The sequence below is a fragment of the Ruegeria sp. BB9 genome (genome assembly GCF_056539345.1).
In genome coordinates this window covers 48215-72300 of record NZ_JBQFUU010000001.1, presented here as the reverse complement: position 1 = coordinate 72300, position 24086 = coordinate 48215, and the positions used below count along the sequence as shown (strand labels likewise).

Genomic DNA, 24086 nt, shown 5'->3' with positions numbered 1-24086 from the left:
GTTGCCCGGTGTACAGGCCAATCGGGTTGTTCGCCGCAACAGAAACTATTGGTTCGGTGCATAGCCTTTCAAAGCAAGGGTCCGGGCCGGTAGAGCGCCGGACCCACACCCAATCTGGACATTGCCGATCGGCCATGCGCACTGTGACCCATGTCGCTGATCGATGACCTGGAGCTCATTCTGGAGACTGTTCTGCCAAACGATCCCAGCTTTCAGCGGATCGAAAGGGCGGCGATAGACAGCTGTGTCAGTGACAGTCGGCGATACGCACTTGAGAGCTCGGTCGATGCATTTCTCCTGTCCGCGATGCGCCTTCTGGCACTTCCCAGCAACGGGCACACCCGGCTGATCCCGAATGATGCAATCTCGGTGTTGCCTCTGCGGTTCGTAAGCGTGGGGCGTTCCGTCCAAGTCCTTGGGTCGGCATCGGGGGTGATCGCTCCACAAGGCGCGCTGCTGGCAGTCAATGGCGCTGCTGTAAGCGAAATCGAGGCCGCGGCGGACAAATTTCTGGCGGGAACGCGCCAGAGGAAGCGGGTCATCGGCCCGATTATTCTGGCTTGGCCGCAGGCGTTGGAACGGCTGGGATTTTCGTCCAACGACGGTACGACCGAGTATCATTTGCAGGACGAAAATGGGCAGACAACCAACCTGAAAGTAGCAAATGGAAACACCGTTCCTGCGTCGACGCTCTACCCGAGAAACGAGCGCGGCAAAGCCGATCCAGCATGGGAACCCGAGAGCTTTGTGGAAATTGAGGATTGGCAGGCACTTGGGCTTTTAATTCAACTGCCGAGCTTCTTTGACCCTGACAACGATGCGCTGCGCAAAGCCATATCCGAGGCAGCGGGTCGCGTGCGCGCTTGCTCTGGCAAAACGCTTTTGATTGACGTTCGCGGAAACAGCGGCGGTGATTTTCTTCTGACGATGCCTTTGATCGACGCAATCGCGCAAAACGCAAGTCAGCGGGTCGTCGTAATTGTCGATAAATTCACGTTCTCCGCCGCGATCGTGTTTGTCGCTATCCTCAAGCATCGCTTGGGTGACAGGCTCAAACTCATCGGGGAAGAAATGGGAGACAGACTGACGTTCTTTGCCGAGGGTGGGTTGCTTGACTTGCCGGCGAGCGGCGCGGTCGTTCGATACTCCACCGCCTTTCACGATTGGAGGACGGGAACGTCTGACGAAACGACACCGCCCGAAATCGCGCGGCAGATCGTGCCCGCGGGGGAATTAAACCTGGATCGGGAATGTGTCGCAGGACCCTTGGGCGCTGGAGCACGAGGAGCGTTCTATCGACGGATCCTCGAAGATTTTCGCGGCTAGACGAACGGCTGTCGGCGCGCGTGCCGGCGGCACAAACAACGCGATAGGGCGGGTTCACAAATCCCTGATCCAGAACTGCAACGGTTTGAGGGTTTCCGAGTCCTCGCCCAGATCCTTCCACGAAAACTGGGCGATAACGCCGGGCAAGGGCGCATAGCCCCGCGCGCGCCAGAACGGGTCGAGCGGCCGGTAGCCGGCTGGCCGCATCGGGTGGTCCGCCGGACGCTGCACGCCGCAGAAGGCGCATTTGGCAAAGCCCAAGGCACGTGCATGGTCTTCGCGCAGGTCAAAGAACGCATGTCCAACGCCCTGCCCCCGATAGTCGGGCAGCAGCACGGATTCGGCACAGTAGAAGATCTGCGACAACTCCAGCCGGGTGCCGTCGAAAGCGGCTGCGAAATCCTCGGCATGGTCGGCCAGCGGCGCGCCGGTCGCGGCCCCGACCAGTCGGTCGCCGTCAAAGGCCCCGACCACGATCGCCCGGTCGCTGTCGCGATAGGATTGCAGGTATCTGCGCTCGTAGGCCAGATCGCCGTCATAGAGATAGGGCCAGTCGCGGAACACCGCGATGCGCAGGCGCGCCACGTCGTCCAGCGCCACCTCGAGCGCCGGCCCCGTCAGCGCGCGGACCTGCGTGACCTCAGCCACCCGACACCTGTTTCACCCAGTCGGCCAGGTTGTAATAGGTTGTCACGCGGGTGATCTTGCCGTCCTTGAGGTCAAAGAACGACCCGGCGGGCAGGCGATAGGACTGACCTGAGGCCGCGGGCAGGCCGGCATCGGTTTCCAGATAGGTGCCGTTGACGATGTATTCGGCGGCGGCGCGGGTGCCGCCCTCGGCCTCGAAGATCACCATGTCGGTCAAGGTCTCGCGATAGCAGCGGTTCATATGCGCGCAGAATTCGGCGAATTTCTCTTTGCCGACGCGGATCTGGCCTTCGTTCACGTGATGGGCCACGTCGTCGGACAGGCAGGCCAGCATGCCGGCCACATCCCCGGCGTTGAAGGCATCGAAATAGGCTTGGACGGTCTGGGTCATGCGATCTCCGTAGGTTTCCCCCAGCGATCCTTCAGGTGTTTGATGATCTGATCGCGGGTCTGACGGTAGTGGTGTAGCTTTTCCTCGCGCGTCTCGCCCAGCCCGGTAGGGTCCATTATTGGCCAATAATCGACATCGAGGTGAAAAACCCGCGTCAGCTCCAGCGCCTTGCGCTGGCTGGCAGGCGACAGGGCCACAATCAGGTCGAATGACCCCAGGTCATCTCCCCATTCCTGCATCTCGTCGAACGACCGCGACCGGTGGCGCGACAGCTCCACGTCGATCTCCTGGCAGACGGCGATGCTGAACCCGTCGATTTCCAGGTCGTTGTGCACCCCGGCCGACTGCACATATGTGCCCGTGCCGTAGAATTTCTTCATGATGCCTTCGGCCATGGGCGAGCGCACCGCGTTGTGGTCGCAGCAGAACAGGACCGAATGCGGCAGAGGCTTCACCCGTCAGCCTCCGAAATGCAGCACGCAGATCAGCGTGAACAGGCGGCGGGCGGTATCGGTGTCGATCTCGGCCTTGCCCTCCAACCGTTCCTGCAGGACTCGGCTGCCTTCATTGTGGATGCCGCGCCGGGCCATATCGATGGTTTCGATCTGGCTGGGCGGCAGGGTCTTGACCGCATCGAAATAGCTTTCGCAGATCTGGAAATAGTCCTTGACCACCTGCCGGAACGGACCCAGCGACAGGTGGAACTCGGCGGCTTTCTGGCTGTCTTCGGTGGTGACGTCGAACACCAGCCGCTTGTCGCGGATCGACAGCTGCACGTGATAGGGGCCGTCGGGCACCAACCGATCGTCGCGTTTGGGCAGGGCAAACGAGTTTTCCTCGAGCAGGTCATAGATCGCAACCTTGCGCTCCTGCTCGATCTCGGGCGTGGGCGGCGGCAGGTTTCGATCGTCCAGTTCGATATGCGAAATGCGGGTCATTGTCATCGACTTCCGTTCAGGTCAGGCCAGACCTAGCGCACCTATGCCCGCGGGACAACGCGGGAAACGGGCTGGACGCAAGGTCAGATGGGGTGCTCGTTGGGGTCGATCCCGTGCTTTCGCAGCAAGGTGTCAACAAGCGAACCGGGATTGATATCGCGATCTTTGAAGATCCTGCGAAACCACGAGCCGTAGAAATGGATCGAGGTTTGGTTCTGCCAGTCCAGGAACTCAAGCTTGTCCTGATCCGGCTCGTTCCACAGTGCCCGATGGCGCAGCGGAACCGCATACAGCGATTTCCGCGAGACGGCCTTGGCATGTTCCGGCGTCGGAAAAAGGTAGTGAAACAACATCGGCGGGCCAAGGCTGAAGATCGGCAGGCTCCAATAGGTCGAGCGCCCGAAGATCTGAAGATAGGCGCGCTGCTGTTCCTCGGGCCACCAGGGCGGCACCAGATCGCCGTCAAAGGCAAAGGCGCACATTTCGGCCAAGGCCGGGCTGTCGCTCGGCAGGGCAAGAACGCCATTCATGATGCGTTGTCGTCTGCGGTTGGCCGCTGGAAACAAATAGCCCTGATCGGTCTGGAAAGGTTTGACCGCATAGGCATCCGCATCCACCCATATCTGATCGGTCTGCTGCAGCAGTTTCAAGCGGAACAGGTCCGCATGTACGGCGACCGACCGCGTGATCGGATCGCGATAGATTTCGGACGCATCGAATACCTCTCGCGCATCGCGGGCCTCAACATAGCCCGGAATGTCCTGCAGATCGCCATAGTGGTAGACGATCGGCTTTTGGTCCAAGTCCGCAAAGGATTTCAGGCACAGATGCTCCAGAAAGCTGAAGCGCTCTCCGATCCAGAGGGTTGCGACACGTTCCAAATTCGGCTCCGGGTTTGTCCTAAGACGTCACCGGTTAAAACGCACGGGTCGGACGACCACCGCAAGTGGTTTTGCACGCGCCGCGGCAGTCGCAAGCCGGATGTGACCCCGCCGCCATGATGCCAAGGTCAACCATTCAGCCGCTTGAGCCGCGCGCCCACGGATAGCCCGTGCGCCTCCAGGCTTTCCGACCGCGCCAATTGCTCGGCCGCCGGGCCGATGGCGCGCAGGGCCTCGGGCGTCATGTGGCTGAGCGTGGTGCGTTTGAGGAAATCCATCACGCTGAGCCCCGACGAAAACCGGGCCGAGCGTGCGGTGGGCAACACGTGGTTCGGGCCACCAACATAGTCGCCGATGGCCTCGGGCGTGTACTGGCCCAGGAAAATGGCGCCGGCGTGGATCGTCTTTTGGCTGAGCGCCACCGGATCGGCCACGCACAGTTCAAGGTGTTCGGGTGCGATGCGGTTCGACAGCGCGGCGGCTTCGTCCAGGTCGCGCACGGTGATCACCGCACCATAGTCGCGCCAGCTGGCCCCGGCGATCGCACGTCGTTCGAGCGTCTCCAGCCGTTTTTCCACCGCTTCGGCCACCGCCCGGCCGAAACCGGCATCATCAGTGATCAGGATCGACTGGGCGCTTTCGTCGTGCTCGGCCTGGCTGAGCAGATCCAGCGCGATCCAGTCGGGGTCGTTGTCCTTGTCCGCGATCACCAGAATTTCGGAGGGGCCGGCGATCATGTCGATGCCCACCTTGCCGAACACCCGCCGTTTGGCCGCCGCGACAAAGGCGTTGCCCGGTCCGGTGATCTTGTCCACCGGCGCGATCGTGTCGGTGCCATAGGCCAGAGCGGCAATCGCCTGCGCGCCGCCAATGCGATAGATTTCGTCGACCCCCGACAGACGCGCGGCTAGCAGGACCAGCGGGTTGACCTGTCCGTCCGGCGTGGGCACCGCGATGGCCAGCCGCTCGACCCCGGCCACCTTGGCCGGAATGGCATTCATCAACACCGAGGACGGGTAGGAGGCCAGCCCGCCCGGCACGTAAAGCCCCGCGGCAGACACTGCCGACCAGCGCCAGCCCAGGGTCGCGCCCGCCTCGTCGGTCCATTCCTGGTCCTGCGGCATCTGGCGTTCGTGATAGGCGCGGATGCGCGCGGCGGCCAGTTCCAGCGCCGCGCGGTCATCGTCGCTGACGGTCGCGATGGCCTGCGTCACCTCGGCGGCGCTAAAGGCCAGAGTGTCCGGCGTCAGTTGCAACCGGTCGAATTTTGCGGTCAATTCGATCACCGCAGCATCGCCACGCGACCGCACGTCTGCGATGATCTGCGCCACGACGGCGTCGACATCGGGGCTGTCTTCGCGTTTGGCGGACAGAAGGGCCAGGAATCCGGTTTCGAAATCGGCGGATGTCGTGTCGAGGAAAACGGGCATTTGCGTACTCCGGGGCGTTTTAACGGGTCTTATCGCCCGCCGGGGCGGGCCTCAACCCTCAGCCCGAGGGGTGCAGCGATTTGCGCAGGGGAAATTGGGGAATGCCGTTCCAGTCCGCGGGCTCTCCCGCCGCGACCCAGCCGTTCCGGCGATAGAAGCCCAGCGCGGTCCGGGTGGACATCAAATGACCCGTGGTGGCCCCGGACAGGGCCAGTTCGGCCTCGAGCCGGGACAGCAACGCCGCACCGACCCGCTGCCCCGCGTGGCCCGGATCGACATAAAGCAGCGAAATCTCGGCCGGTGCGCGCAGCCCGCCGACGGCGACCGCTTGCCCGCTCCGCTCGGCCATCCAGATCTGGGCGCCCGACGCGATCCAGTTGCGAACGGACTGCGGGTCCTTGTTGGCAGTCCACGCTGCGATCTTGTCTGGTTGATTTCCGTGGTCAGCTTCACACAGCCGGGTGATGGAGCGGACCAGAACCCGGCTCAGGCCGAACACGTCGAACACGGTGGCCCGGCGCAGCGACACGCCGGCCCGCCCCTGAGACAGCGCCTGCGAAATGCCACGCTTGTTCTGCATATCAGTCCGGGTGCCGAGGCGCCTTGCCCGAAGGCGCACGATAGGGGCGGGTCACATCCTTGAGCGTTGCATCAACCGCTTCCACCGTCAGACGGATCGCGCCATCCCCGGCCAGAACAAGCAGCACCTCGCCCGTGCCGTCATCCGAAGGGTGGAACTCGATATCAAGAACCGAGAGGATCAGGTCCTTGTCGGATCGATCAACCCCCTGGCTGGACACCGACAGGACCGAGTCGAATACCAGCAGCGACTGCACGCGTTCGAAATCCCGGCCACGGCGCTCGGCTGCTTCCTTGTCCTCCCACCGGAACCGGTTGAGCAGCAAGGCAAAGCGGCGGCGGGCTGGTTGCCAGGTCATTTCGCTGACCGGAAAAACCGCATCCTGCGTCAGCGTTGCGATCACCTTGAGGTCCTCGACATCCAATGCGCCAAGGTTCAGCGGCGCCTCGCGCCCATCTTCGAATGTTGCGTCTGCCATCAGCCCTTGATCCGTTCGATTTTCGCGCCCACGCCTTCCAGCTTGCGGACCACATGCTCATATCCGCGGTCCAGATGATAGACCCGGCTGACGGTTGTTTCGCCCTCGGCCGCCAACCCGGCCAGGATCAGCGAGACCGAGGCCCGCAGATCGGTGGCCATCACCGGCGCGCCTTTCAGGCGCTCGACCCCCGTCACCGTCGCGGTGCCGCCATGCACCTCGATCTGCGCGCCCATGCGCACCAGTTCGGGGGCATGCATGAAGCGGTTCTCGAAAATCCGCTCCTCCAACACCGAGGTTCCCTCGGCCGTGCACATCAGCGCCATCATTTGCGCCTGCAGATCGGTGGGAAAGCCCGGGAACGGCTCGGTCACCACGTCCACGGCGCGCACCCGGCCATTCTTGCGAGAGACCTTCAGGCCCTGTTTCGTCTCGGCAACGTCCACCCCTGCGGCCGTCAGCTTCTCGACGAAGGATTCGACCAGTGACAGGCGGCCGCCCAGCAGTTCGACCTCGCCGCCGCAAATGGCAGGGGCCAGCATGTAGGTGCCCAGTTCGATCCGGTCGGTGACTACCTGGTGCGTGGCCCCATGCAGGCGGTCGACACCCTGGATCTCGATGGTCGAGGTGCCCTCGCCCTCAATCTGCGCGCCCATGCTGCGCAGGCATTGAACCAGATCCACGATCTCGGGCTCGCGTGCGGCGTTTTTCAGAACCGTCGTGCCCTTGGCCAGCGTCGCGGCCATGACGATGTTTTCCGTGGCACCCACCGAGGCAAAGCGCATTTCATGCACCGCCCCCTTCAATCCACCTGGCGCCTTGGCGTGCAGGTAGCCGTCCTTCAACTCGATTTCGGCGCCCAGGGCTTCCAACCCCTCGACATGCAGGTCCATCGGCCGCGCCCCGATGGCACAACCGCCCGGCAGCGACACCACGGCTCGCCCGAAACGCGCCAAGAGCGGCCCCAGAACGAGGTTCGAGGCACGCATCTTGCGCACGATCTCGTAGTCCGCCGTGTGACTGGTCAGATCATGACTGGACATCGCCAGAACCTGCCCGTCCTGCAGGGCCGACACCTCGGCCCCCAGCGACTGCAGCAGCGCGGTCATGGTCTTGATGTCACTCAGACGCGGCGCGTTGGTCAGCGTCAGCGGATCTTCGCTGAGCAACGTGGCCGGCATCAGCGTCAGGCAGGCATTCTTGGCCCCCGCGATCGGAATTTGGCCGTGAAGCGGCCCGTTGCCCGTTACCAGAATCGAATCCATCTGCTCTTAGTCCTTGTGCTGTCCCGGCCGGTCATCCTGTGCGCTGCGCGCCTTGGCCTGCGCCTTGCGCCGCGCCAGGTTTGCCTTGAGGGCAGCCTTGAGCCGATCTTCGCGCGCGGATCCGGATTGTCCGTGTTTTTTGGGTGATTTTTTCTCTGCCATGATCTTTCTCTACAGGAGGCGAAAAAAACCGTCCAGAGACCCTTGCGCCCCGTTTCGTTTGAGTCTAATCACCCGCCCACAGCGCTGCTGTAGCTCAGAGGTAGAGCACTCCCTTGGTAAGGGAGAGGTCGAGAGTTCAATTCTCTCCAGCAGCACCATCTTCCAGTTTTTTCCGGATTCCGTTGTACGACGCCTCAATATCTTGGCAGGCGCGACTTCCCCAACGTCAACCGGACTTGGCCGGAAATCACACACATCTGACACCTTCCCGCAATACTAATGCCAATATTGCAATACATAGCGGATCAATCCTGCCGATCCGTTTGATGGTGTTTTTTTAACGAGGGGGTACTTCGGTAGGACCAGGGGTGAGGCCGAAGCGCTGAATTCAAGACCGGGGCTTCCGGTCCTCCCCCGCCGATTTCACGAGGCTACCCGCCCCGCAACCTCTGCATCAGATAGACTTCGGCACCTTCGGGAATGGGTTCGGACAGACCCGCTGCAATGATCCGGCCATTGACGGCAACGGACACGCCCGCGTCGATCGGCGCCTGCAATTGCGGATGGAGGCGCACCAGTTCGCGCAGCAGCTCGCCGGTTGTCGCAGCCTGAACCTGCACCACTTCCTGGCCCCCGGTCAGCGACCGGAGACCGGACCAGAGATGGACCTCAACCATTGCCCTTGAGGGCGGCCAGAATGCGCGGCGGCGACATCGGCAGTTGTCGCATCCGCACGCCCGCCGCGTTCGAGACCGCGTTCGCGATGGCTGCCAATGGCGGCACGATGCCGGTTTCACCCACGCCACGCACGCCGAACGGATGGCCCGGATTGGGCACTTCGACGATCACCGTGTCGATCATCGGCAGGTCGCTGGCCACCGGAATACGGTAGTCGAGGAACACCGGATTCTGCAGCCGGCCATTCTCGCCATAGATGTACTCCTCGTTCAGCGCCCAGCCGATGCCCTGCGCCGCGCCGCCCTGGAACTGGCCCTCGACATAGGCGGGGTGGATCGCCTTGCCCGCGTCCTGGATGACCGTGTAGCGGGTGATCGAGGTCTTGCCGGTTTCGGGATCGACCTCGGCATCGACGATATGGGTGCCGAAGGACACGCCTGCGCCTTCGGGGGTCGCCTCGAAATGGCCCGAGATCGGGCCGCCGGTGCGCCCCATGTCGGCGGTGATCTCGGCCAGCGGCAGCGGGTCGAAATCGCCTGCGTTGGGGCCGGATGGCACCGCGCAGCCGTTTTCCCATTTCACCGCGTCCACCGGGATGCCCCATTTGGCCGCCGCGCGTTCGCACAGTTTCTCGACTGCGTGCTGCGCCGCCTTGATCGTGGCCAGACCGCTGGCATAGGTCACGCGCGAGCCGTGGCTGACGTCGTTGTAACCCAGCGTGGCGGTGTCGGCGATGGTCACGCGGATGTTCTCGTACGGAATGCCTAGCACCTCGGCCGCCATCAGCGCCATCGACGCGCGTGAGCCGCCGATATCGGGCGTGCCGACCATCAGCTGCGCCGAGCCGTCCTCGGACAGGGCCAGCGACACCGAGGTCTCGCCCCCGTGGTTGAACCAGAACCCGCAGGCGATGCCCCGTCCCTGCCGCGGCTTCAGCGGCGCGGCATAATGCGGGTGGGCTTTGGCGGCTTCGAGCGTCTCGACCAGGCCGATCCGGTCATAGGTGGGGCCATAGCTGGCCTTGGTGCCCTCGTGCGCGGCGTTCTTCAGGCGCACATCGACCGGGTCGAGGCCCAGTTTCTTGCACAGCTCGTCGATGACCGACTCCACCGCAAACGCCCCCATCGGCGCGCCGGGCGCGCGATAGGCGGCCTGCTTCGGGCGGTTGGACATGACGTCATAGCCCACCTGCCGCACATTGGTCAGGTTGTAGGGCGCAAAGGCGCACATCGCGGTCATGTCGCCCGGCGCACCCGGAAAGGCACCGCCTTGCAAGCGGAAGACGCCTTGGGCGGCGGTGATGGTGCCGTCTTTCTTCATGCCGATCTTGACGTCCAACGAGGCCGAGGCCGTCGGCCCCGTAGCCCGCAGAACCTCGGACCGGGACATCACGATCTTGACCGGACGGTTGGCCTTGCGCGACAGCGCCAGCGCCACTGGTTCGATGAACACGGTGGTCTTGCCGCCGAACCCGCCGCCGATTTCCGATGCGGTCACGCGCAGCTGCGCGGTTTCGATCCCCAACAGCGCGGCGCAGGTCTTCTGCACGATCCAGTGGCCCTGGGTACAGCACCACAGCTCGCCCTTGCCGTCAGCGCCCAGCGAGGCAAGGCAGGCGTGCGGTTCGATATAGCCCTGGTGCGTGGCCTCGGTGACGAAGTGATCCTCGATCACCAGATCGGCCTCGGCAAAGCCCGCCTCAACATCGCCATGCCCGCTTTCGTGATAGCGCACGACGTTGGGGTGCATGCCCTCGGGCACCGAATAGTCGGCCGCGCCCTCGCGGATCACCGGTGCGTCGGGCGCCATCGCCTTGTCCACGTCGGTGACATGGGGCAGCACCTCGTATTCGACCTCGATCAGCTTGAGCGCATCCCGCGCCGCCAGCGCCGAACTGGCCGCAACCGCCGCCACCGCGTGCCCGTCATAGAGCGCCTTTTCCCCGGCCATGACGTTTTCCAGAACGTTCCAGAACTCGCCCTCGAGCCCCGGCTTGAACGGGACATCGGCGAAATCGGCGCGGGTAACCACAGCCTTCACGTCCCGATGCGCTTCGGCCTTCGAAGTGTCGATCCGGACGATCCGCGCATGGGCGTGGGGCGAGCGCAGGATGGCGCCGAAAAGCATGCCCGGCGCGGTCACGTCGGCCCCGAACCGGGCGCGGCCGGTGACCTTGTCCAATCCGTCGGGACGGTTCGGGCGGGTGCCCACGAAGGTGAAGTGCGACTTGCGATCGTCGAGTGCCATTACGAAGCCTCCCGCAGCTCGGCGGCCGTCTCAAGAACGGCGCGGATGATCTTGTCATAACCCGTGCAGCGGCACAGGTTGCCGGCCAGCCAATAGCGGGCCTCTTCCTCGGTCGGGTCGGGGTTCTTTTCCAGCAGCGCCTTGGCGGCGACCAGAACGCCCGGTGTGCAGACCCCGCATTGCAGCGCGGCATGGTCGATGAACTTGCGCTGCAGCGGGTGCAGGGTTTCGCCCTGCGCCATGCCTTCAATGGTTTCGATCTGCTTGCCCTCGGCCTCGACCCCCAGCACCAGGCAGGAACAGACCAGCCGCCCGTCCAGCGTGACCGAGCAGGCCCCGCAATCGCCGGTGCCGCAGCCTTCCTTGGCGCCGGTCAGGTTCAGCTTGTCGCGCAGACAGTCCAGTAGGGTTTCGCGCGCGTCGCACAGGTATTCGACCGTATCGCCGTTGACGGTGGTGGTGACGTGATGCTTGGTCATGCGGTCTCTCCCTTGGCGCGGGCATAGGCGATTTTCGCGGCGCGTTTTGCCAGAACGCCGGCCACTTCGGTGCGGAATTCGATCGTGCCGCGTTTGTCGTCGATGGGTTTGCAGGCGGCCGAGGCGGCGGCGGCCAGTGCCGCCGACGCGGCATCGTCCAGCGTGGTGCCGATCAGCGCCCGGGCGCAGTCTTCGACAAGCAGGACGGTGGGCGCCACGGCCCCCAGCGCAACGCGGGCCTCGGTGATCGTGTCACCATCGACGCGCAGGTTTACGCCCACGCCGACCACGGCGATGTCCATCTCGGTGCGCGGAATGAAGCGCAGATAGGCGTCGCCGCCATTTTCGCCCCGCGCCGGGATATGCAGGGCCGAGATCAACTCGCCCTTCGCCAGCGAGGTCTTGCCGGGGCCGGTCGGGATGTCCTCGACCGCCACGATCCGATCACCGCTCGGACCGGTCACCGTTGCTGTCACGCCCGCAGCAACCATGGCCGGGACGGAATCGGCGGCAGGCGATCCATTGCACAGATTGCCCGTCAGGGTGGCGCGGCCTTGGACCTGGGTCGAGCCGATCAGGTCCATCGCCTCGACCACTCCGGGCCACTCGCGTCCCAGCTGGGGGTGTTCGCTCATCTCGGCGCCGGTGACGGCCACGCCCAGCGTCCAGCTACCATCGGCGTGGCGGGTGATGGCGTGTACGCCGTCGATGGCCTTGATGTCGATCAGGGTGTCCGGAGTCACGATCTCGGACCGCAGTTGCACCAAGACGTCGGTGCCGCCGGCCAGAAACCGCGTGATGCCCGTTGCATGGGCAGCCAGATCCGAAGCTTCGGCAAAGCTGGCGGGGCGGTGATATTGCATGATTGTACCTCGCGCCTGTTGGTCAGGGTTCACTGGGTTTGGGGCGACGTTAGAGCAGCCGCGCGGCGGCGTCCATGGCCCGCGCGACCTATTTTTTCACCTGAAAATGTCGCTTTCCGACCGAGGTCAGAGGTCGATCTCGACCACCCCGCCCGGCTCGGCCGCACGGCTCTGGCAGAGAATCAGCGCCGATTCCCGCTGCTTGCGCGACAGGACGAAATCGCGATGCTCGACCTCGCCCGCGATCAGCCCGCATTTGCACACGCCGCAGATGCCGTCGGCGCATTTCACGTCGACATGGATGCCGGCCTCGTTCAGCACCTGCGCCGCGTCCTTGTCGGCGGGCACCTCAAGGTCACGCCCCGAGCGCGCCAGCCGCAGGGTGAACGGGTGGTTTTCATAGTCGGGCTGCTCGGGCACCGAGAAATACTCCAGATGCCGGGCCTCCTCTGGCCAACCCTGACGTTCGGCAGCCTGCATCACCGCCTCCATGTATCGGTCCGGGCCGCAAGTATAGACATGCCAGCCGTCGCTATAACCCGCCAGGATTGTGTCCAGATCGGCGCGGGTGCCCTCGTCCGAGACATGCAGATGCACGCGGTCCGCCCAGGGAGCGGCGGCCAAATCGGCCAGATACCCGGCCTTTTCCCGTGAGGGGACGGAATAATGCAGGTCGAAATCGCGCCCCAGCGCGTGCAGGCGATGGGCGAAGGCGATCATCGGGGTGATGCCAATACCACCGCCCATCAGCAGGGTGCGGGTGGCGGTCTCGTCCAGTTCGAAATGGTTGATCGGCTTTGACACGAACACCTTGCGGCCCGGCGTGAAGATCCGGTGCAGCAGGGCCGAACCGCCGCGGCCCTGATCCTCGCGCAGTACCCCGATCTGATAGGTCATGCGTTCGGCTGGGTCACCGGACATCGAGTATTGCCGCAGGAATTCCGGCGCCACCAGCACATCCAGATGCGCGCCGGCCGTCCAATCCGGCAACGGTGCACCGTCCGGGGTGGAAAACTCGTACTTGGTGACATCCGCCGTCATCTTCTCGACCTTCGACAGCACCAGCTGCATCACCGGCGCATCGCCCGAGATCGTGTAGCGGTGGATGACCGACACATCGCCTGCGGCCAGACGGGCCTTGTATTCGTCGGCGGTTACCATGGCCTGATAGGCGGCGATCCCGGCCTCGCGGTCCATCGCAAAAGGATAGGGCCAGGGATGCGGCGCGAGCGGGGCGGGATAGACGGCCAGCGTCTGATCCTCGTATTTCAGATCCAGATCCTTTTGCAGATCGCGCCGGTTCAGCGGGTGCGCGGTGGGGCGATAGGCGCCGTCGGGCTGTAGCTCCAGATCCCACCACCACTTCTTGGTGTCGTTCAGCCCGCCATTGCCCAGCACATCGTCCAGTTTCGCCAACGCGGGTGCCGCGGCGGGAATGGTCATCGCGGCCCAGCGGAACGGGCGTTCGGCGAACAGCCCTTCCAGGTTCCACGGGCAGGTCTTCATGCAGCGCCCGCACATCGCCCCGCCGGGCGTGGTGATCCGGTAGGTGGCACATTTCTGGCTGTCGGATTTCCAGATCTCGTAGCCGTTGAACATCAGCTTGGGTCCGGCGGTGATCGCCCCCGAGGGGCATTCGCGGGCACATTTGTTGCAGCTTTCGCAGAACCGCTGCAGGCCGAAGTCGATGGGCTTGTCATGGGTGATGGGCATGTCGGTCGTCACGACCCCCGATTTCAGGCGCGGGCCAAGGAACGGGTTCAGGATCACCTCGCCGATGCGGCTGACCTCGCCCAGCCCCGACAGCAACAGCAGCGGCGGTTGCAGCACTTCGCCATCCATCACCGTATGCGCCTTGGCCTTGTAGCCCAGATTGCGGATCTGACGGGCCAATACCCCGCCCAGCAGCGAGAACCGCAGATAGGCGCGCATCGACTGGGCAACGCTGATCCAGTCGTCACCGGATGCGCCCTCCATCGTCTCATAACCCTGGTCGATGATCATGCTGACGGCCTGATCGTGGGGCGGCACGATCTCCTCGCCGGTGGCGTCGTGGGAATACCACGCCCATTCGGGGCAGCGGCTGAGGCCTACGGCATCGACGCCCAGGAAATAGCTGGCCGCCTTGATGTTCGCCGCGTTGCGCTCGGCATCGGTGGGTCTGGCGACCTCGGCGCTGTCGCCGTCCTGCAGCAAGACGAAGGCCCCCAGCGCGCGCCGTTGCGCAAAGCTGGGCGCGGATTTTCGGACGTAGTGCCCGCCCTTGGCCGCATCCTGCAGCGGCTTGCCCATATCGCCGAACTGAGCCCGCGCGAACATGTCGGCCCGTTTGGGCACGCGGGCCACGTTCGCCTCGTCGATATAGGTGGTCGGGCTGTCCACGCGTTTGAGCGTCTCGAACGGGTGCGCGCCATCGGCATAGCGGCGGCGGGCGTAAGGGTCGCGGTTCAGCGCGCTTTTGGCAAAGCCCGCGCCCAGCCACCACGCGGGGCCTTGGGTTCTGAACCACGGCTGCCGGTCGCGCGGGGCCAGCGGTCGATCATGGGCGATTTCCATCTCGGTGGTCACGGCGGCCAGGCCGAACCTACGCCCCAGCCACGGGGCCACGGCGGTGCCATCCTCGGCCCAGACCAACCCGGCTGCGGCGGCAAGGCGAGGCAGGTCCACGTCCGAGGACATCACCGAATGCGCCCGCGCGTCATACCCCAACAGACGGATGTAATTGGCGATCACCACCGCGTTTTCGGTGGCCAGCAGGCAGGCGCGGTGGTCCTGCGCATCCAGGATCCACTCAGCGCCCGGCTCGGACGGATCGGGGTCGCGGTGATGTTCGTACAGGAACACGATGGCATGACGGTGGGCGGTGATCGGCCCCGGTTGGGCTGCCACGCTGTCGCGCAGATCGGCCATGATCACGTCGATCCCCGAGGCCAGTGTCTTCGTCTGCCGGGTCTGCAGCGCATGGGCCAGCCGGTCGATATCGGGGTTTCGCCGGGGCCGGTCCAACAGCGCCTGCGGCGGCAGAGGCCCACAGCCCATCATCGAGGCATCGTTGAAATAGCCGAACGCCTTCAGGTGGTTGGCGCGTTCAGCCGGATCGCGGGGCATCTCGGCCCGGGCCGGATTGACGAAGCCATCGCGGATGGTGTCCAGCATTGCCTGAAACTCGCCCATCGCGTTGACGATGCTGTGGGGCTGCTCGGGGCGGTCGAAACTCAGCACCGGCATGGGCGCCAGCGCTGACAGGTCGGGCAGCGCATCCTGTCGCCGCAGCCGTTCCAGCGGATAAGGACCCATGTGAACGGGTCGGTTCTTGTCCGAGAAAAAGCGGATCCCCATCGCGTGCCTCCTGTTGCCAAGCTTCCCCTAGCGCGGCATGAACAGCAACACCATTCATGGCAGATCATAAACGGTATGAAGAAAATCGATTTCACTGATCTGGACGGCAAGGTCCTGCGCACCTTCCTGACGATTCTCGAGGAAAACTCGGTCTCGAAGGCCGCCGACCGCCTGGGCGTTACGCAATCGGCCATCAGCCACACGTTGGCCAAGTTGCGGCATGTGCTGGGCGATCCGCTGTTCGTGCGCTCCGGTCAAGGGCTTACCCCGACCGAGCGGGCGCTGGCGCTGAAGGAGCCGGTTCAGAAGGTGCTGGACGGGATGCGCGCCCTGACCGACGAGCGGCCCTTTGACCCGCTGTCCGAAGAGATCGCCGTCCAGATCGCCACCAACGACATGCCGCGCGAGCTGATCTTTCCGAAGTTGCTGCGCAGGGCGCGGGCCGATGGGGTGCGGCTGCAGCTGGGGTTCATGCCCTCGGGCGTGCCCGACCCGGAACTGCTGCGCAGCGACCGGTGCCAGTTGATGCTGACCCCGCTGCCGCCGGACGGCCCCGACATCTTTCAGAAGCTGCTGGTGAGCAGCCCCCTGATGGTGTTTTACGACGCCGAGCGGCGTGATCCGCCCGCCGACTGGGCCGCCTATTGCGCCGCCGACCATGTCGAGGTGCGGTTTCCCGATGGGCGCAACGCGCGGGCGGTGATGCGCGGCGTGGATCAGAGCCAGATCCGCCCGCCCACCGTGACCTTGCCGCATTTCAACGCGATCCCGGCCTTCGTGAAAGGCAGCGATCTGATCTCGACCGACACGGCGCTGATGAAACAAGGGCCTTTGGCGGCGCTAAACTGCGCGCCCTTGCCCTTCGATTGTCAGCCGGTTTCGATCTATATGGTCTGGCACCAGCGGTTCGCCAACGATCCCGCCCATCGCTGGCTGCGCCGGCGGATCGCGGCGATCGCCGCCACGCTTCAGGCCTGAGCCCGCAACCAGTCGCGCATCAGCGCCACCAGATCCGGCTGCCGCGGCTTGCGCGGGATGACGATATGGAACCCCAGATCGTCCAGCAGCACCTGCGCCAGCGGTTGCACCAGCCGCCCCGCCATCAGCTCGGCCGCGACCAGTGGCGCATTTGCCAATGCAAAGCCCTGCCCGGCCACGGCGGCGTCGATGGCCAGGCTGGTCTGGCTGAAATTCATCATTCTCGGGCGCCCCTGCACGCCGGCGCGTTCCAGAAACAGGGGCCAAAGGCCATGAGAATCGCTCAGCAGTACATGCGCCAGCAGGTCTTGCGCCGATGTCACCTGCGCGGCCAGGTCGGGGCTGCCAACCACGACGAATTCGGTGGGGAACAGCGGCTCGGCCACCAGGCCGTCGCCAAACCGCGCGCGGCCCTGCCGCACCGCGATATCCACCCCGTCCGTCTGGAAATCAGCCAGCCGCTCGCGCGCATCGACCTGCACCGAGACATCCGGGTGGCGCGCGGTGAAATCGCCCAGCCGCGGCACCAGCCATTTCGAGGCAAAGCTGGGCGTGACCGATAAGGTGATCTGGCGCTGGCCGGACAGGTCTTCGACCGCCTCTTCAATCAGGCGAAAAGCGCGACGCAGAGGCGCGTGGAATCGCCGTCCGGCCTCGGTCAGCCGCAGGCCGCGCGGCAGGCGGTCGAACAACGGGGTTCCCAGCCGCGCCTCGAGGCCCCGAACCTGCTGGGCAACCGCCCCTTGGGTGACACCCAGTTCCTGCGCCGCCAGCCTGAAGTTCAGGTGACGGGCTGACGCCTCGAAGGCGCGCAGAGCGTTCAGCGGAGGAAGGGCAGCCATGGCATCCATACTATAGATTTTCTACACCCTTAAGGCAGAAGAACTGATTGGTCAAACGGCCTGCCACGCTTCATCTTGGCGGCAGATTGAAACGGAGAACAAAGATGACGGAAAAAGTGGCTCTGATCACCGCCGGCGGCAGCGGCATGGGCGCGGATGCGGCGCGGCGGCTGGCGGCGGACGGGTTCAAGGTGGGCATCCTGTCCTCGTCCGGCAAGGGCGAGGCGCTGGCAGCCGAGCTGGGCGGCGTAGGCGTGACCGGCTCGAACCAGTCGAATGACGACCTGCAGAGGCTGGTGGATGCGGCGATGGCCCATTGGGGGCGGATCGACGTGCTGGTGAACTCGGCCGGGCATGGCCCGCGCGCGCCGGTGCTGGAGCTGACCGACGAAGACTGGCATCAGGGGATGGACGTCTATTTCCTGAACGCGGTGCGCCCCACAAGGCTGGTGACGCCGATCATGCAGGCGCAGGGCGGCGGGGCGATCATCAACATCTCGACCTTCGCGGCGTTTGAGCCGGACCCGGTATTTCCGACCTCGGGCGTGTTCCGGGCCGGGCTGGCGGCGTTCACCAAGCTGTTCGCCGACAAATATGCCGCCGAGAATATCCGCATGAACAACGTCCTGCCCGGCTTCATCGACAGCCTGCCTGAGAAAGAAGAGTTCAAGGCCAAGATCCCCATGGGCCGCTATGGGCGCAGCTATGACGAGATCGCCTCAGTCATATCGCTGCTGGCCTCCGAGGGCGGCGGTTACATCACCGGGCAGAACATCCGGGTGGATGGCGGGATCACCCGCTCGGTCTGACCGGTCAGACCCTTGCCTTGACCAGATGCGTCAGCGCCGCGCCGGTTTCAAAGAAGGCGCGGCGCAAGCCTGTCCAGCTTTCGTGATGGGCGGTCACCGGTTGCAATGGCAGGCGGGCGGGGTCGCCCGTCAGCAGGCTGTCGGCCATCATGCGGCCGAAGACAGTGCCCGGCCCGATGCCGCGCCCGGAATAGCCATGCGTCGACAAGGCGTTCGGCCCGATCTGAACCAGTTTCGGGATGTGGTCCGAGGTCATGGCAATGCGCCCGTGCCAGCCGTCTTTCAGCGGCCGTTCGGCCAGCGGGGGAAAGATCTGCGCCAGTTTCCGCGTGATCCAGCCGCGATGGGCAAAGCTGCCGACGTGTCCCAGATCACCCATCGCCCCGATCACCAGCCGCCCGGCCTGATCCATGCGGAACGAGGTCATGATCAGCCCGGTATCCCAGCAGCCCTCGCCCCCCGGCAGCAGGGTGGCGCGGATGACCTCGGGCAGTGGGTCGGTGGCGTATTGGAAGTAGTAGACCGGCACATAATCCTGACGGGTGTCGGGCAGTCCTGCATGATAGGCGTTGGTGGCTTGGATCAGCGCCTTGGCCCGCACCAAGCCTTGCGGCGTCTCCAGATGCCATAGCTCGCCATCGTGGCGCAGGGTCTGCACCGGGCTGTTGGCGTGGATCGCCGCCCCGGCCTGCCGCGCTGCGCGGGCGAGGCCTTGCACATAGGCCAGCGGCTGGATCGTCCCGGCGCGCGGGTCGAAAATAGCGCCGTGAAAGGCCTCGCTGCCAGTGCGGCGGGCGGCTTCCTGCGCGGACAGCAGCTCGACCGGCGCGCCGTCGGATGACAGTTGTTGGTGGCGGGCCTGCAGGTCGCGCAGACCTTTTGGCGAATGGGCTAGGTGCAGGGTTCCGGCCTGCACCGGCTCGCAGTCGATGGCGTGGTCACGGATCAGGCGGAACACCTCGGCCGGGGCCTGCGCCAGCAGGGCGATCAACCGATCGCCCGCCTCGCGGCCCAGATGGGCGCGGATCTCGGCCGGGGGCAGCCACAGCCCGGCATTGGCCAGCCCGACATTGCGGCCCGACCCGCCATGGCCGATCTGGTGCGCCTCGAGCAGACAGACCGAGGCCCCCGCCTGCGCCGCGTGCAGTGCCGCCGAGCAACCCGTGTAGCCGCCGCCGATCACCGCAAGGTCCACCGTGACGGACCCGGTCAGGGGCGGGGCGTCCACCCGCTCGCGGCTGGTTCTGGTCCACAGGCTGATTTCCGGGTCGGTGGTCATGGGCGGGATGTCCTTGAATGCGAGCGCAGATTTCCCGAGGGCTCAGCCGATGGCAAGAGGTCTTTGATCCTCGCGCCCCAGCGCGATCAGGAACGGGTTCTGGGCTTGCAGGGCCTGAAAGCTCTCCTTGTCGGACATGCCGCGCCAGTTGGCCAGCACCAGCGACTGCGCCACCGCGCCGCCCAGCGTGGCACCGGGGCCGGTCACGATGAACAGGTCGGGCGCGAATTCGCGGGCGGCGGTCTGCACCGCGCGGGTAAAGTCGTAAGGCTCGGTCACCTGATGGCCCAACGTGTAATCCCACAGCGCGCCCGTGTCGGTGGCGCCGGGCCACCGGATCTTGCCGCGCCCGTCGATCATCGGCAGGTCCGGCTGAGTGAACAGCGTGGCGGGCAATTGGCGGCGGCTTTCCTGCGCCACGGGGGCCTGCAGGCTCGTGTGAAAGGCGGCGTGGTTGGCCAGCCGCATCGGGAACCGCTCCGGCACCACGGGCTGGGCAGCCTCGAACGCCTTGAGCCCGGCCTCGTTGCCCGCCAGCACCAGCATCCCGCCCAGATCGATCGACAGGGCGAGGTCATGCTCCGGCAGGGCATTGATGCGCGCAACTTCGGCCAAAAGTTCGGCCTTGCGGGTCGGGTCGTCGCGCCAGTCGTCGCCGGTGAAGGGATAGACCAGCTGCCCGCCGATCAGGTGGGTCTGCATCAGCGTGCCCATGATGTTTACCACCCGGAACCCGTTTTCGGGCGACAGCGCCCCCGCGGCGGCCAGCGCGATATACCAGCCCATCGAGTTGCCGGTGACGGCCACCACCTCGATATCCTCGGCCAGAGCCTGCGCATCGGCCAGTGCGGCGGCATAAATCAGGGGCGAGGCCACGTCGCCGCGCGAATACTTGCTGACCGAGAAGCGCGACGCGCCGTCCAGCGCGGTCACCGCCTCTTGGCCCGTCTCTGCGCGGATGGCGTCGAATTCGCGGAACAGCTCCATCCGGCCCGCGTGGTGGCGGTGCAGATAGCCCAGCTCGGGCTTGTTGTAGGTGCCCCGGCCGGGGCAGATCACGACAGCGGTGCGGGTCATTTCTTGGCTCCGGTCAGGGTCAGGGCGGTGGCCACGATCCCCTCGCGCGAGGGCAGCGGCGCGGCATAGGCGGGGCCGGTGGCGATATAGCAATCCTCGGCCACCACGCGGGCGGTGGGCAGGTCGGTTTGCTCGGCAAAGAGCGTCATCAGCGCCTCGGACTGGCTTCCGGTGCGGCGGCATTCATCGACGATCAGGACGTGCTTGCAGCCCCTGGTGGCCTCCAACAGGGCCTGTTCCGGCAGCGGCGCCAGCCAGCGCATGTCAATGATGCGGGTGTTGAGCCCGGCACCCTGCAGCTCGGGCAGGGCCTGTTTCGACAGGTATTGGCCGTTGCCGTAGGTCACGATGGCCAGATCGGTGCCGTCTCCATGCACGCCCACCTCGCCCAGCGCGATGCGTTCGCCGGGCGCGGGATAGCGGGTCATCCAGGCGCCGTCCTGCGCCTGATGCAGGTCGCGCATCGGGTAAAGCGCGATGGGTTCGAGGAACACCACCACGCGCTGCTCTTCACGCGCCAGCCGCACGCATTCGCGCAGCATCCGGGCCGCATCTTCCCCGGTCGAGGGGCAAGCGATGATGACGCCCGGAATGTCGCGCAGCACGGCCAGCGAGTTGTCATTGTGGAAATGCCCGCCAAAGCCCTTCTGGTATCCCAGCCCGGCGATCCGCACGACCATCGGGTTGGTGAACTGCCCGTTCGAGAAGAAGGGCAGCGTGGCGGCCTCGCCCCGGATCTGGTCCTCGGCATTGTGCAGATAGGCGAGGAACTGGATCTCCGGGATCGGGACGAAGCCGTTGTGGGCCATGCCGATGGCAAGGCCGAGGATGGACTGTTCGTCCAGCAGCGTGTCGATCACCCGGTCGGGGCCGAAGCGCTGTTGCAGCTTCTGGGTCACGCCATAGACGCCACCCTTGCGGCCCACATCCTCGCCCATGCAGACGATCTCGCCATGTTCCAGCATCAGGTCGGTCAGGGCCCAGTTGATCAGGCGGGCCATCGGCTGCGGGTCGTCCATCGCGCGCAGGTCGCTGCCGAAAGCTGCGGCGCGGGCCTCGGCGCTGGGGCCGTTGGTGGGCTTGCAGGGGCGCTTGGGCGGGATCAGGCTGGCCGCGACCTCGGCGGCGGTGGTCAGATGCGGACGGGTGGCGGCCTGCGCCGCGATGCGGTCGGTGCGGGCGCAGGTCTGTTCATAGATCTTCATCGCCTGACCGGGCGATAGCGCCCCGGCCTGATCCAGCAGGCGCACCGAATGCAGCAGCGGATCATTGGCCTCGTCGGCCTCGACCTCGGCGCGGCTGAGATAGGTGGTCGGCACATCCGCCCCGGCATGACCATACAGGCGCACGGTTTTCAGGTGCAGGAAGGCCGGTTTGCGCCGGGTGCGGACATAGTCGGCCGCCTGCTGCGCCACCGCGAAGGTCTCGAAGATGTCCAGCCCGTTGGCCTGAAAATACCTGATGCCCGGTCGATGCTCCATCGAGGCCTGAATCCAGCCCTTGGGCGTCTTGACCGAGATGCCGATGCCGTTGTCCTCGCACACGAACAAGAGCGGCAGCGGGATCGACTGCACGCTGGTCCAGCCTGCGGTGTTGATCGCCCCCTGCGCGGTGGAGTGGTTGGCCGAAGCGTCGCCAAAGGAACACATGGCAATGCCATCCTCGGGCAGTTGCCGGTGCTCGGGGTCGTGCCGCCGCGCCGCGCCCAGGCTGTAGGCCGCGCCCACCGCCTTGGGCAGGTGGCTGGCGATGGTCGAGGTCTGCGGCGGGATCATCAGCGCCTTGGACCCCAGCACCTTGTGCCGCCCGCCCGAGGTCGGGTCCTCTTTGGAACACGCGAAACTCAGCAGCATGTCCCAGGCGATCTGCTGACCGGGCACCTGCTCGGCGCGTGCGATCTGAAAGGCGGCGTCGCGATAGTGCAGAAAGGCGATGTCGGTCGGCCGCAGGGCATGGGCCACGGCGGCCATCCCCTCGTGCCCCGAGGATCCGATGGTGTAGAACCCCTGCCCCGCCTTCTGCATCGCCCGGCTGGTGCGATCCAGCGCGCGGCTGAGCACCTGCGAGCGGAACAGCGACACCGCCTCGGGCGCAGTCAGGCCCGGGCGCGGCGGCGCGCCTTTGGGCAGGTCGCGATTGGCGACGCGGGTCAGGAAGTTTTCGTGAACGATCTGGGCGCGATCCATCTGGGTTCCCCGGTCAGGTCAGAGTTTGGCCGTAGCGTCGGTAATCCGGCGCAGGCCTTGGGTCAGGCTATCGGTGTCATAGGCAAAGGAAAGCCGAAAATGCCCCGGCATGCCAAAGGCCCGCCCCGGCACCACCGCGACGCCCGCATGATCCAGCAGGTGGCGGCAGAACTCGGGGTCCGAGGGCATCGCAGCAGGCGTCCGCGGGAAGACGTAAAAGGCCCCGTCGGGCGCCGCGCAGTCCAATCCGGCGGCATTCAGGCTTGCCACCACCAGATCGCGGTGCGCGCGCATGGCCTCGCGGCGTTCGGTCAGCAGGTCCTGCGGGCCGGTCAGCGCGGCCAGCGCCGCCGCCTGCGCGATGGAGCAGGCGCCTGAGGTGATCTGCCCCTGCACCGCCACCATCGCCTTGATCAGCGGCGCGGGGCCGATCCCCCAGCCGATGCGCCAGCCGGTCATCGAATAGGCCTTGGACACGCCGTTCACCGTCAGCGTGCGGTCTGCCAGCGCCGGAACCGCCTGAACGAAGGGTGTGAAAGGCACATAGGCAAGGTGCTGATAGATCTCGTCCGAGATCACCCAGACCTGCGGGTGCTGCTCCAGCACGTCGCCCAACGCTCGCAATTCGCTTTCGGTGTAAACCGCCCCGGTCGGGTTCGAGGGCGTGTTCAGCAGCAGCCAGCGGGTGCGCGGGCTGATCGCGGCATCGAGCTGTTCGGGGGTCAGCTTGAAACCCTGTTCACGCGGGCAGTCCAGCACCACCGGAGTGCCGCCCGCCAGCTTCACCATGTCGGCATAGCTGGTCCAGAAGGGCGCGGTGGTGATGACCTCATCGCCCGGATCGAGCGTCGCGAGGAACGCGCCGGCCAGCACCTGCTTAGCCCCGGTCGAGACGATGACCTGCGCAGACTCGACCCCGGCCTGTTCCGCGATGGCGGCACGCAGGGCCGGGGTTCCGGCGGTGGCGGGATATCGGGTCTGACCGTCCAGCGCCGCCTTGTGCGCGACCTCGACCACATGCGGCGGGGTCGGAAAGTCGGGCTCGCCGGTGCTGAGCGCGATCACGTCCACGCTCTGCGCCCGCAGCTGCGCGGCCCGTTCCGAGATCTGGACGATCTCGGACAATTCGATCCCGTCGAGACGGCCCGCCCTCCGAAATCCGCTCAAACTGTTCTGAATGGTCATAATCGCCCCGCTGCACTTTTCTACG

General features: G+C 65.4%; 23 protein-coding genes and 1 tRNA gene. 4 read left to right on the top strand and 20 right to left on the bottom strand.

The window, feature by feature from the left end:
• Nucleotides 1-150 precede the first annotated feature (150 nt).
• The gene (locus ACR0FC_RS00370) at nt 151-1326 is read left to right on the top strand and encodes a S41 family peptidase (protein ID WP_170337456.1); all 1176 of its coding nucleotides are present in this window, start codon (nt 151-153) and stop codon (nt 1324-1326) included.
• Between the two features lie 54 nt (nt 1327-1380).
• On the opposite strand, the gene ACR0FC_RS00365 is transcribed toward ACR0FC_RS00370, so the two are convergent.
• The 10 genes from ACR0FC_RS00365 to ACR0FC_RS00320 all read right to left on the bottom strand — a co-directional run bounded on the left by ACR0FC_RS00365 (nt 1381) and on the right by ACR0FC_RS00320 (nt 8099).
• On the bottom strand, nt 1381-1974 hold the full coding sequence (locus tag ACR0FC_RS00365; RefSeq protein ID WP_170337455.1) for a GNAT family N-acetyltransferase: 594 nt from the start codon (nt 1972-1974) through the stop codon (nt 1381-1383).
• Nucleotides 1967-2365: a ketosteroid isomerase-related protein gene (locus ACR0FC_RS00360; protein ID WP_170337454.1), complete on the bottom strand. Its 399-nt coding sequence runs from the start codon at nt 2363-2365 to the stop codon at nt 1967-1969. The genes ACR0FC_RS00365 and ACR0FC_RS00360 overlap by 8 nt, the downstream gene beginning before the upstream one ends.
• On the bottom strand, nt 2362-2820 hold the full coding sequence (locus tag ACR0FC_RS00355) for an arsenate-mycothiol transferase ArsC (protein ID WP_093962858.1): 459 nt from the start codon (nt 2818-2820) through the stop codon (nt 2362-2364). Before ACR0FC_RS00355 ends, ACR0FC_RS00360 begins: the two co-directional genes overlap by 4 nt.
• Before the next feature lie 3 nt (nt 2821-2823).
• Nucleotides 2824-3303, bottom strand: a complete 480-nt coding sequence (locus tag ACR0FC_RS00350) for a UPF0262 family protein (RefSeq protein WP_093962859.1) — start codon at nt 3301-3303, stop codon at nt 2824-2826.
• An 83-nt stretch (nt 3304-3386) separates the two neighbouring features.
• Entirely contained in the window at nt 3387-4184 is a 798-nt protein-coding gene (locus tag ACR0FC_RS00345) for a glycosyltransferase family 32 protein (protein WP_170337453.1), read from the bottom strand.
• Nucleotides 4185-4312: 128 nt separating this feature from the next.
• On the bottom strand, nt 4313-5614 hold the full coding sequence (hisD, locus tag ACR0FC_RS00340; RefSeq protein WP_170337452.1) for a histidinol dehydrogenase: 1302 nt from the start codon (nt 5612-5614) through the stop codon (nt 4313-4315).
• A gap of 58 nt (nt 5615-5672) precedes the next feature.
• Nucleotides 5673-6194: a GNAT family N-acetyltransferase gene (locus ACR0FC_RS00335; RefSeq protein WP_170337451.1), complete on the bottom strand. Its 522-nt coding sequence runs from the start codon at nt 6192-6194 to the stop codon at nt 5673-5675.
• Between the two features lies 1 nt (nt 6195).
• Nucleotides 6196-6672, bottom strand: coding sequence for a DUF2948 family protein (locus tag ACR0FC_RS00330; RefSeq protein ID WP_170337450.1), 477 nt, complete (start codon nt 6670-6672; stop codon nt 6196-6198).
• On the bottom strand, nt 6672-7937 hold the full coding sequence (gene murA / locus ACR0FC_RS00325) for a UDP-N-acetylglucosamine 1-carboxyvinyltransferase (protein ID WP_170337449.1): 1266 nt from the start codon (nt 7935-7937) through the stop codon (nt 6672-6674). The genes ACR0FC_RS00330 and murA overlap by 1 nt, the downstream gene beginning before the upstream one ends.
• Before the next feature lie 6 nt (nt 7938-7943).
• On the bottom strand, nt 7944-8099 hold the full coding sequence (locus ACR0FC_RS00320; protein ID WP_170337448.1) for a hypothetical protein: 156 nt from the start codon (nt 8097-8099) through the stop codon (nt 7944-7946).
• A gap of 83 nt (nt 8100-8182) precedes the next feature.
• Between ACR0FC_RS00320 and ACR0FC_RS00315 the strand changes: the two genes are divergently transcribed.
• Nucleotides 8183-8257, top strand: a tRNA-Thr gene (locus ACR0FC_RS00315).
• Between the two features lie 273 nt (nt 8258-8530).
• On the opposite strand, the gene ACR0FC_RS00310 is transcribed toward ACR0FC_RS00315, so the two are convergent.
• The 5 genes from ACR0FC_RS00310 to ACR0FC_RS00290 all read right to left on the bottom strand — a co-directional run bounded on the left by ACR0FC_RS00310 (nt 8531) and on the right by ACR0FC_RS00290 (nt 15705).
• Nucleotides 8531-8776: a MoaD/ThiS family protein gene (locus ACR0FC_RS00310; protein WP_040633350.1), complete on the bottom strand. Its 246-nt coding sequence runs from the start codon at nt 8774-8776 to the stop codon at nt 8531-8533.
• Complete coding sequence (locus ACR0FC_RS00305) at nt 8769-11024, bottom strand: xanthine dehydrogenase family protein molybdopterin-binding subunit (protein WP_170337447.1); 2256 nt, start codon at nt 11022-11024, stop codon at nt 8769-8771. The genes ACR0FC_RS00310 and ACR0FC_RS00305 overlap by 8 nt, the downstream gene beginning before the upstream one ends.
• On the bottom strand, nt 11024-11503 hold the full coding sequence (locus ACR0FC_RS00300) for a (2Fe-2S)-binding protein (RefSeq protein WP_170337446.1): 480 nt from the start codon (nt 11501-11503) through the stop codon (nt 11024-11026). Before ACR0FC_RS00300 ends, ACR0FC_RS00305 begins: the two co-directional genes overlap by 1 nt.
• Nucleotides 11500-12366, bottom strand: coding sequence for an FAD binding domain-containing protein (locus ACR0FC_RS00295; RefSeq protein ID WP_170337445.1), 867 nt, complete (start codon nt 12364-12366; stop codon nt 11500-11502). The genes ACR0FC_RS00300 and ACR0FC_RS00295 overlap by 4 nt, the downstream gene beginning before the upstream one ends.
• Nucleotides 12367-12492: 126 nt before the next feature.
• On the bottom strand, nt 12493-15705 hold the full coding sequence (locus tag ACR0FC_RS00290) for a reductive dehalogenase (RefSeq protein ID WP_170337444.1): 3213 nt from the start codon (nt 15703-15705) through the stop codon (nt 12493-12495).
• Nucleotides 15706-15780: 75 nt separating this feature from the next.
• Here ACR0FC_RS00290 and ACR0FC_RS00285 point away from each other — a divergent pair, with 75 nt between their 5' ends.
• On the top strand, nt 15781-16683 hold the full coding sequence (locus ACR0FC_RS00285) for a LysR family transcriptional regulator (RefSeq protein ID WP_170337443.1): 903 nt from the start codon (nt 15781-15783) through the stop codon (nt 16681-16683).
• Here the strand turns inward: ACR0FC_RS00285 and ACR0FC_RS00280 are convergent.
• Nucleotides 16674-17525 carry a LysR substrate-binding domain-containing protein gene (locus ACR0FC_RS00280; protein ID WP_170337442.1) on the bottom strand — a complete coding sequence of 284 codons (852 nt, stop codon included), beginning with the start codon at nt 17523-17525 and terminating at the stop codon, nt 16674-16676. The two genes, ACR0FC_RS00285 and ACR0FC_RS00280, sit on opposite strands and share 10 nt — an antisense overlap.
• 104 nt (nt 17526-17629) lie before the next feature.
• Here ACR0FC_RS00280 and ACR0FC_RS00275 point away from each other — a divergent pair, with 104 nt between their 5' ends.
• On the top strand, nt 17630-18334 hold the full coding sequence (locus ACR0FC_RS00275) for an SDR family oxidoreductase (protein ID WP_170337441.1): 705 nt from the start codon (nt 17630-17632) through the stop codon (nt 18332-18334).
• 4 nt (nt 18335-18338) lie between these two features.
• Here ACR0FC_RS00275 and ACR0FC_RS00270 read toward each other — a convergent pair whose 3' ends face one another.
• Genes ACR0FC_RS00270 through ACR0FC_RS00255 form a run of 4 tightly spaced genes read right to left on the bottom strand, consistent with a single transcriptional unit; the run spans nt 18339 to nt 24061 of the window.
• The gene (locus ACR0FC_RS00270; protein ID WP_170337440.1) at nt 18339-19613 is read right to left on the bottom strand and encodes an NAD(P)/FAD-dependent oxidoreductase; all 1275 of its coding nucleotides are present in this window, start codon (nt 19611-19613) and stop codon (nt 18339-18341) included.
• 42 nt (nt 19614-19655) lie between these two features.
• The gene (locus ACR0FC_RS00265) at nt 19656-20690 is read right to left on the bottom strand and encodes an ACP S-malonyltransferase (RefSeq protein ID WP_170337439.1); all 1035 of its coding nucleotides are present in this window, start codon (nt 20688-20690) and stop codon (nt 19656-19658) included.
• A complete protein-coding gene (locus ACR0FC_RS00260) occupies nt 20687-22876 on the bottom strand; it encodes a dehydrogenase E1 component subunit alpha/beta (RefSeq protein ID WP_170337438.1) in 2190 nt (729 codons plus the stop codon). Before ACR0FC_RS00260 ends, ACR0FC_RS00265 begins: the two co-directional genes overlap by 4 nt.
• A gap of 18 nt (nt 22877-22894) precedes the next feature.
• Nucleotides 22895-24061: a pyridoxal phosphate-dependent aminotransferase gene (locus ACR0FC_RS00255; RefSeq protein WP_170337437.1), complete on the bottom strand. Its 1167-nt coding sequence runs from the start codon at nt 24059-24061 to the stop codon at nt 22895-22897.
• Nucleotides 24062-24086 lie beyond the last annotated feature (25 nt).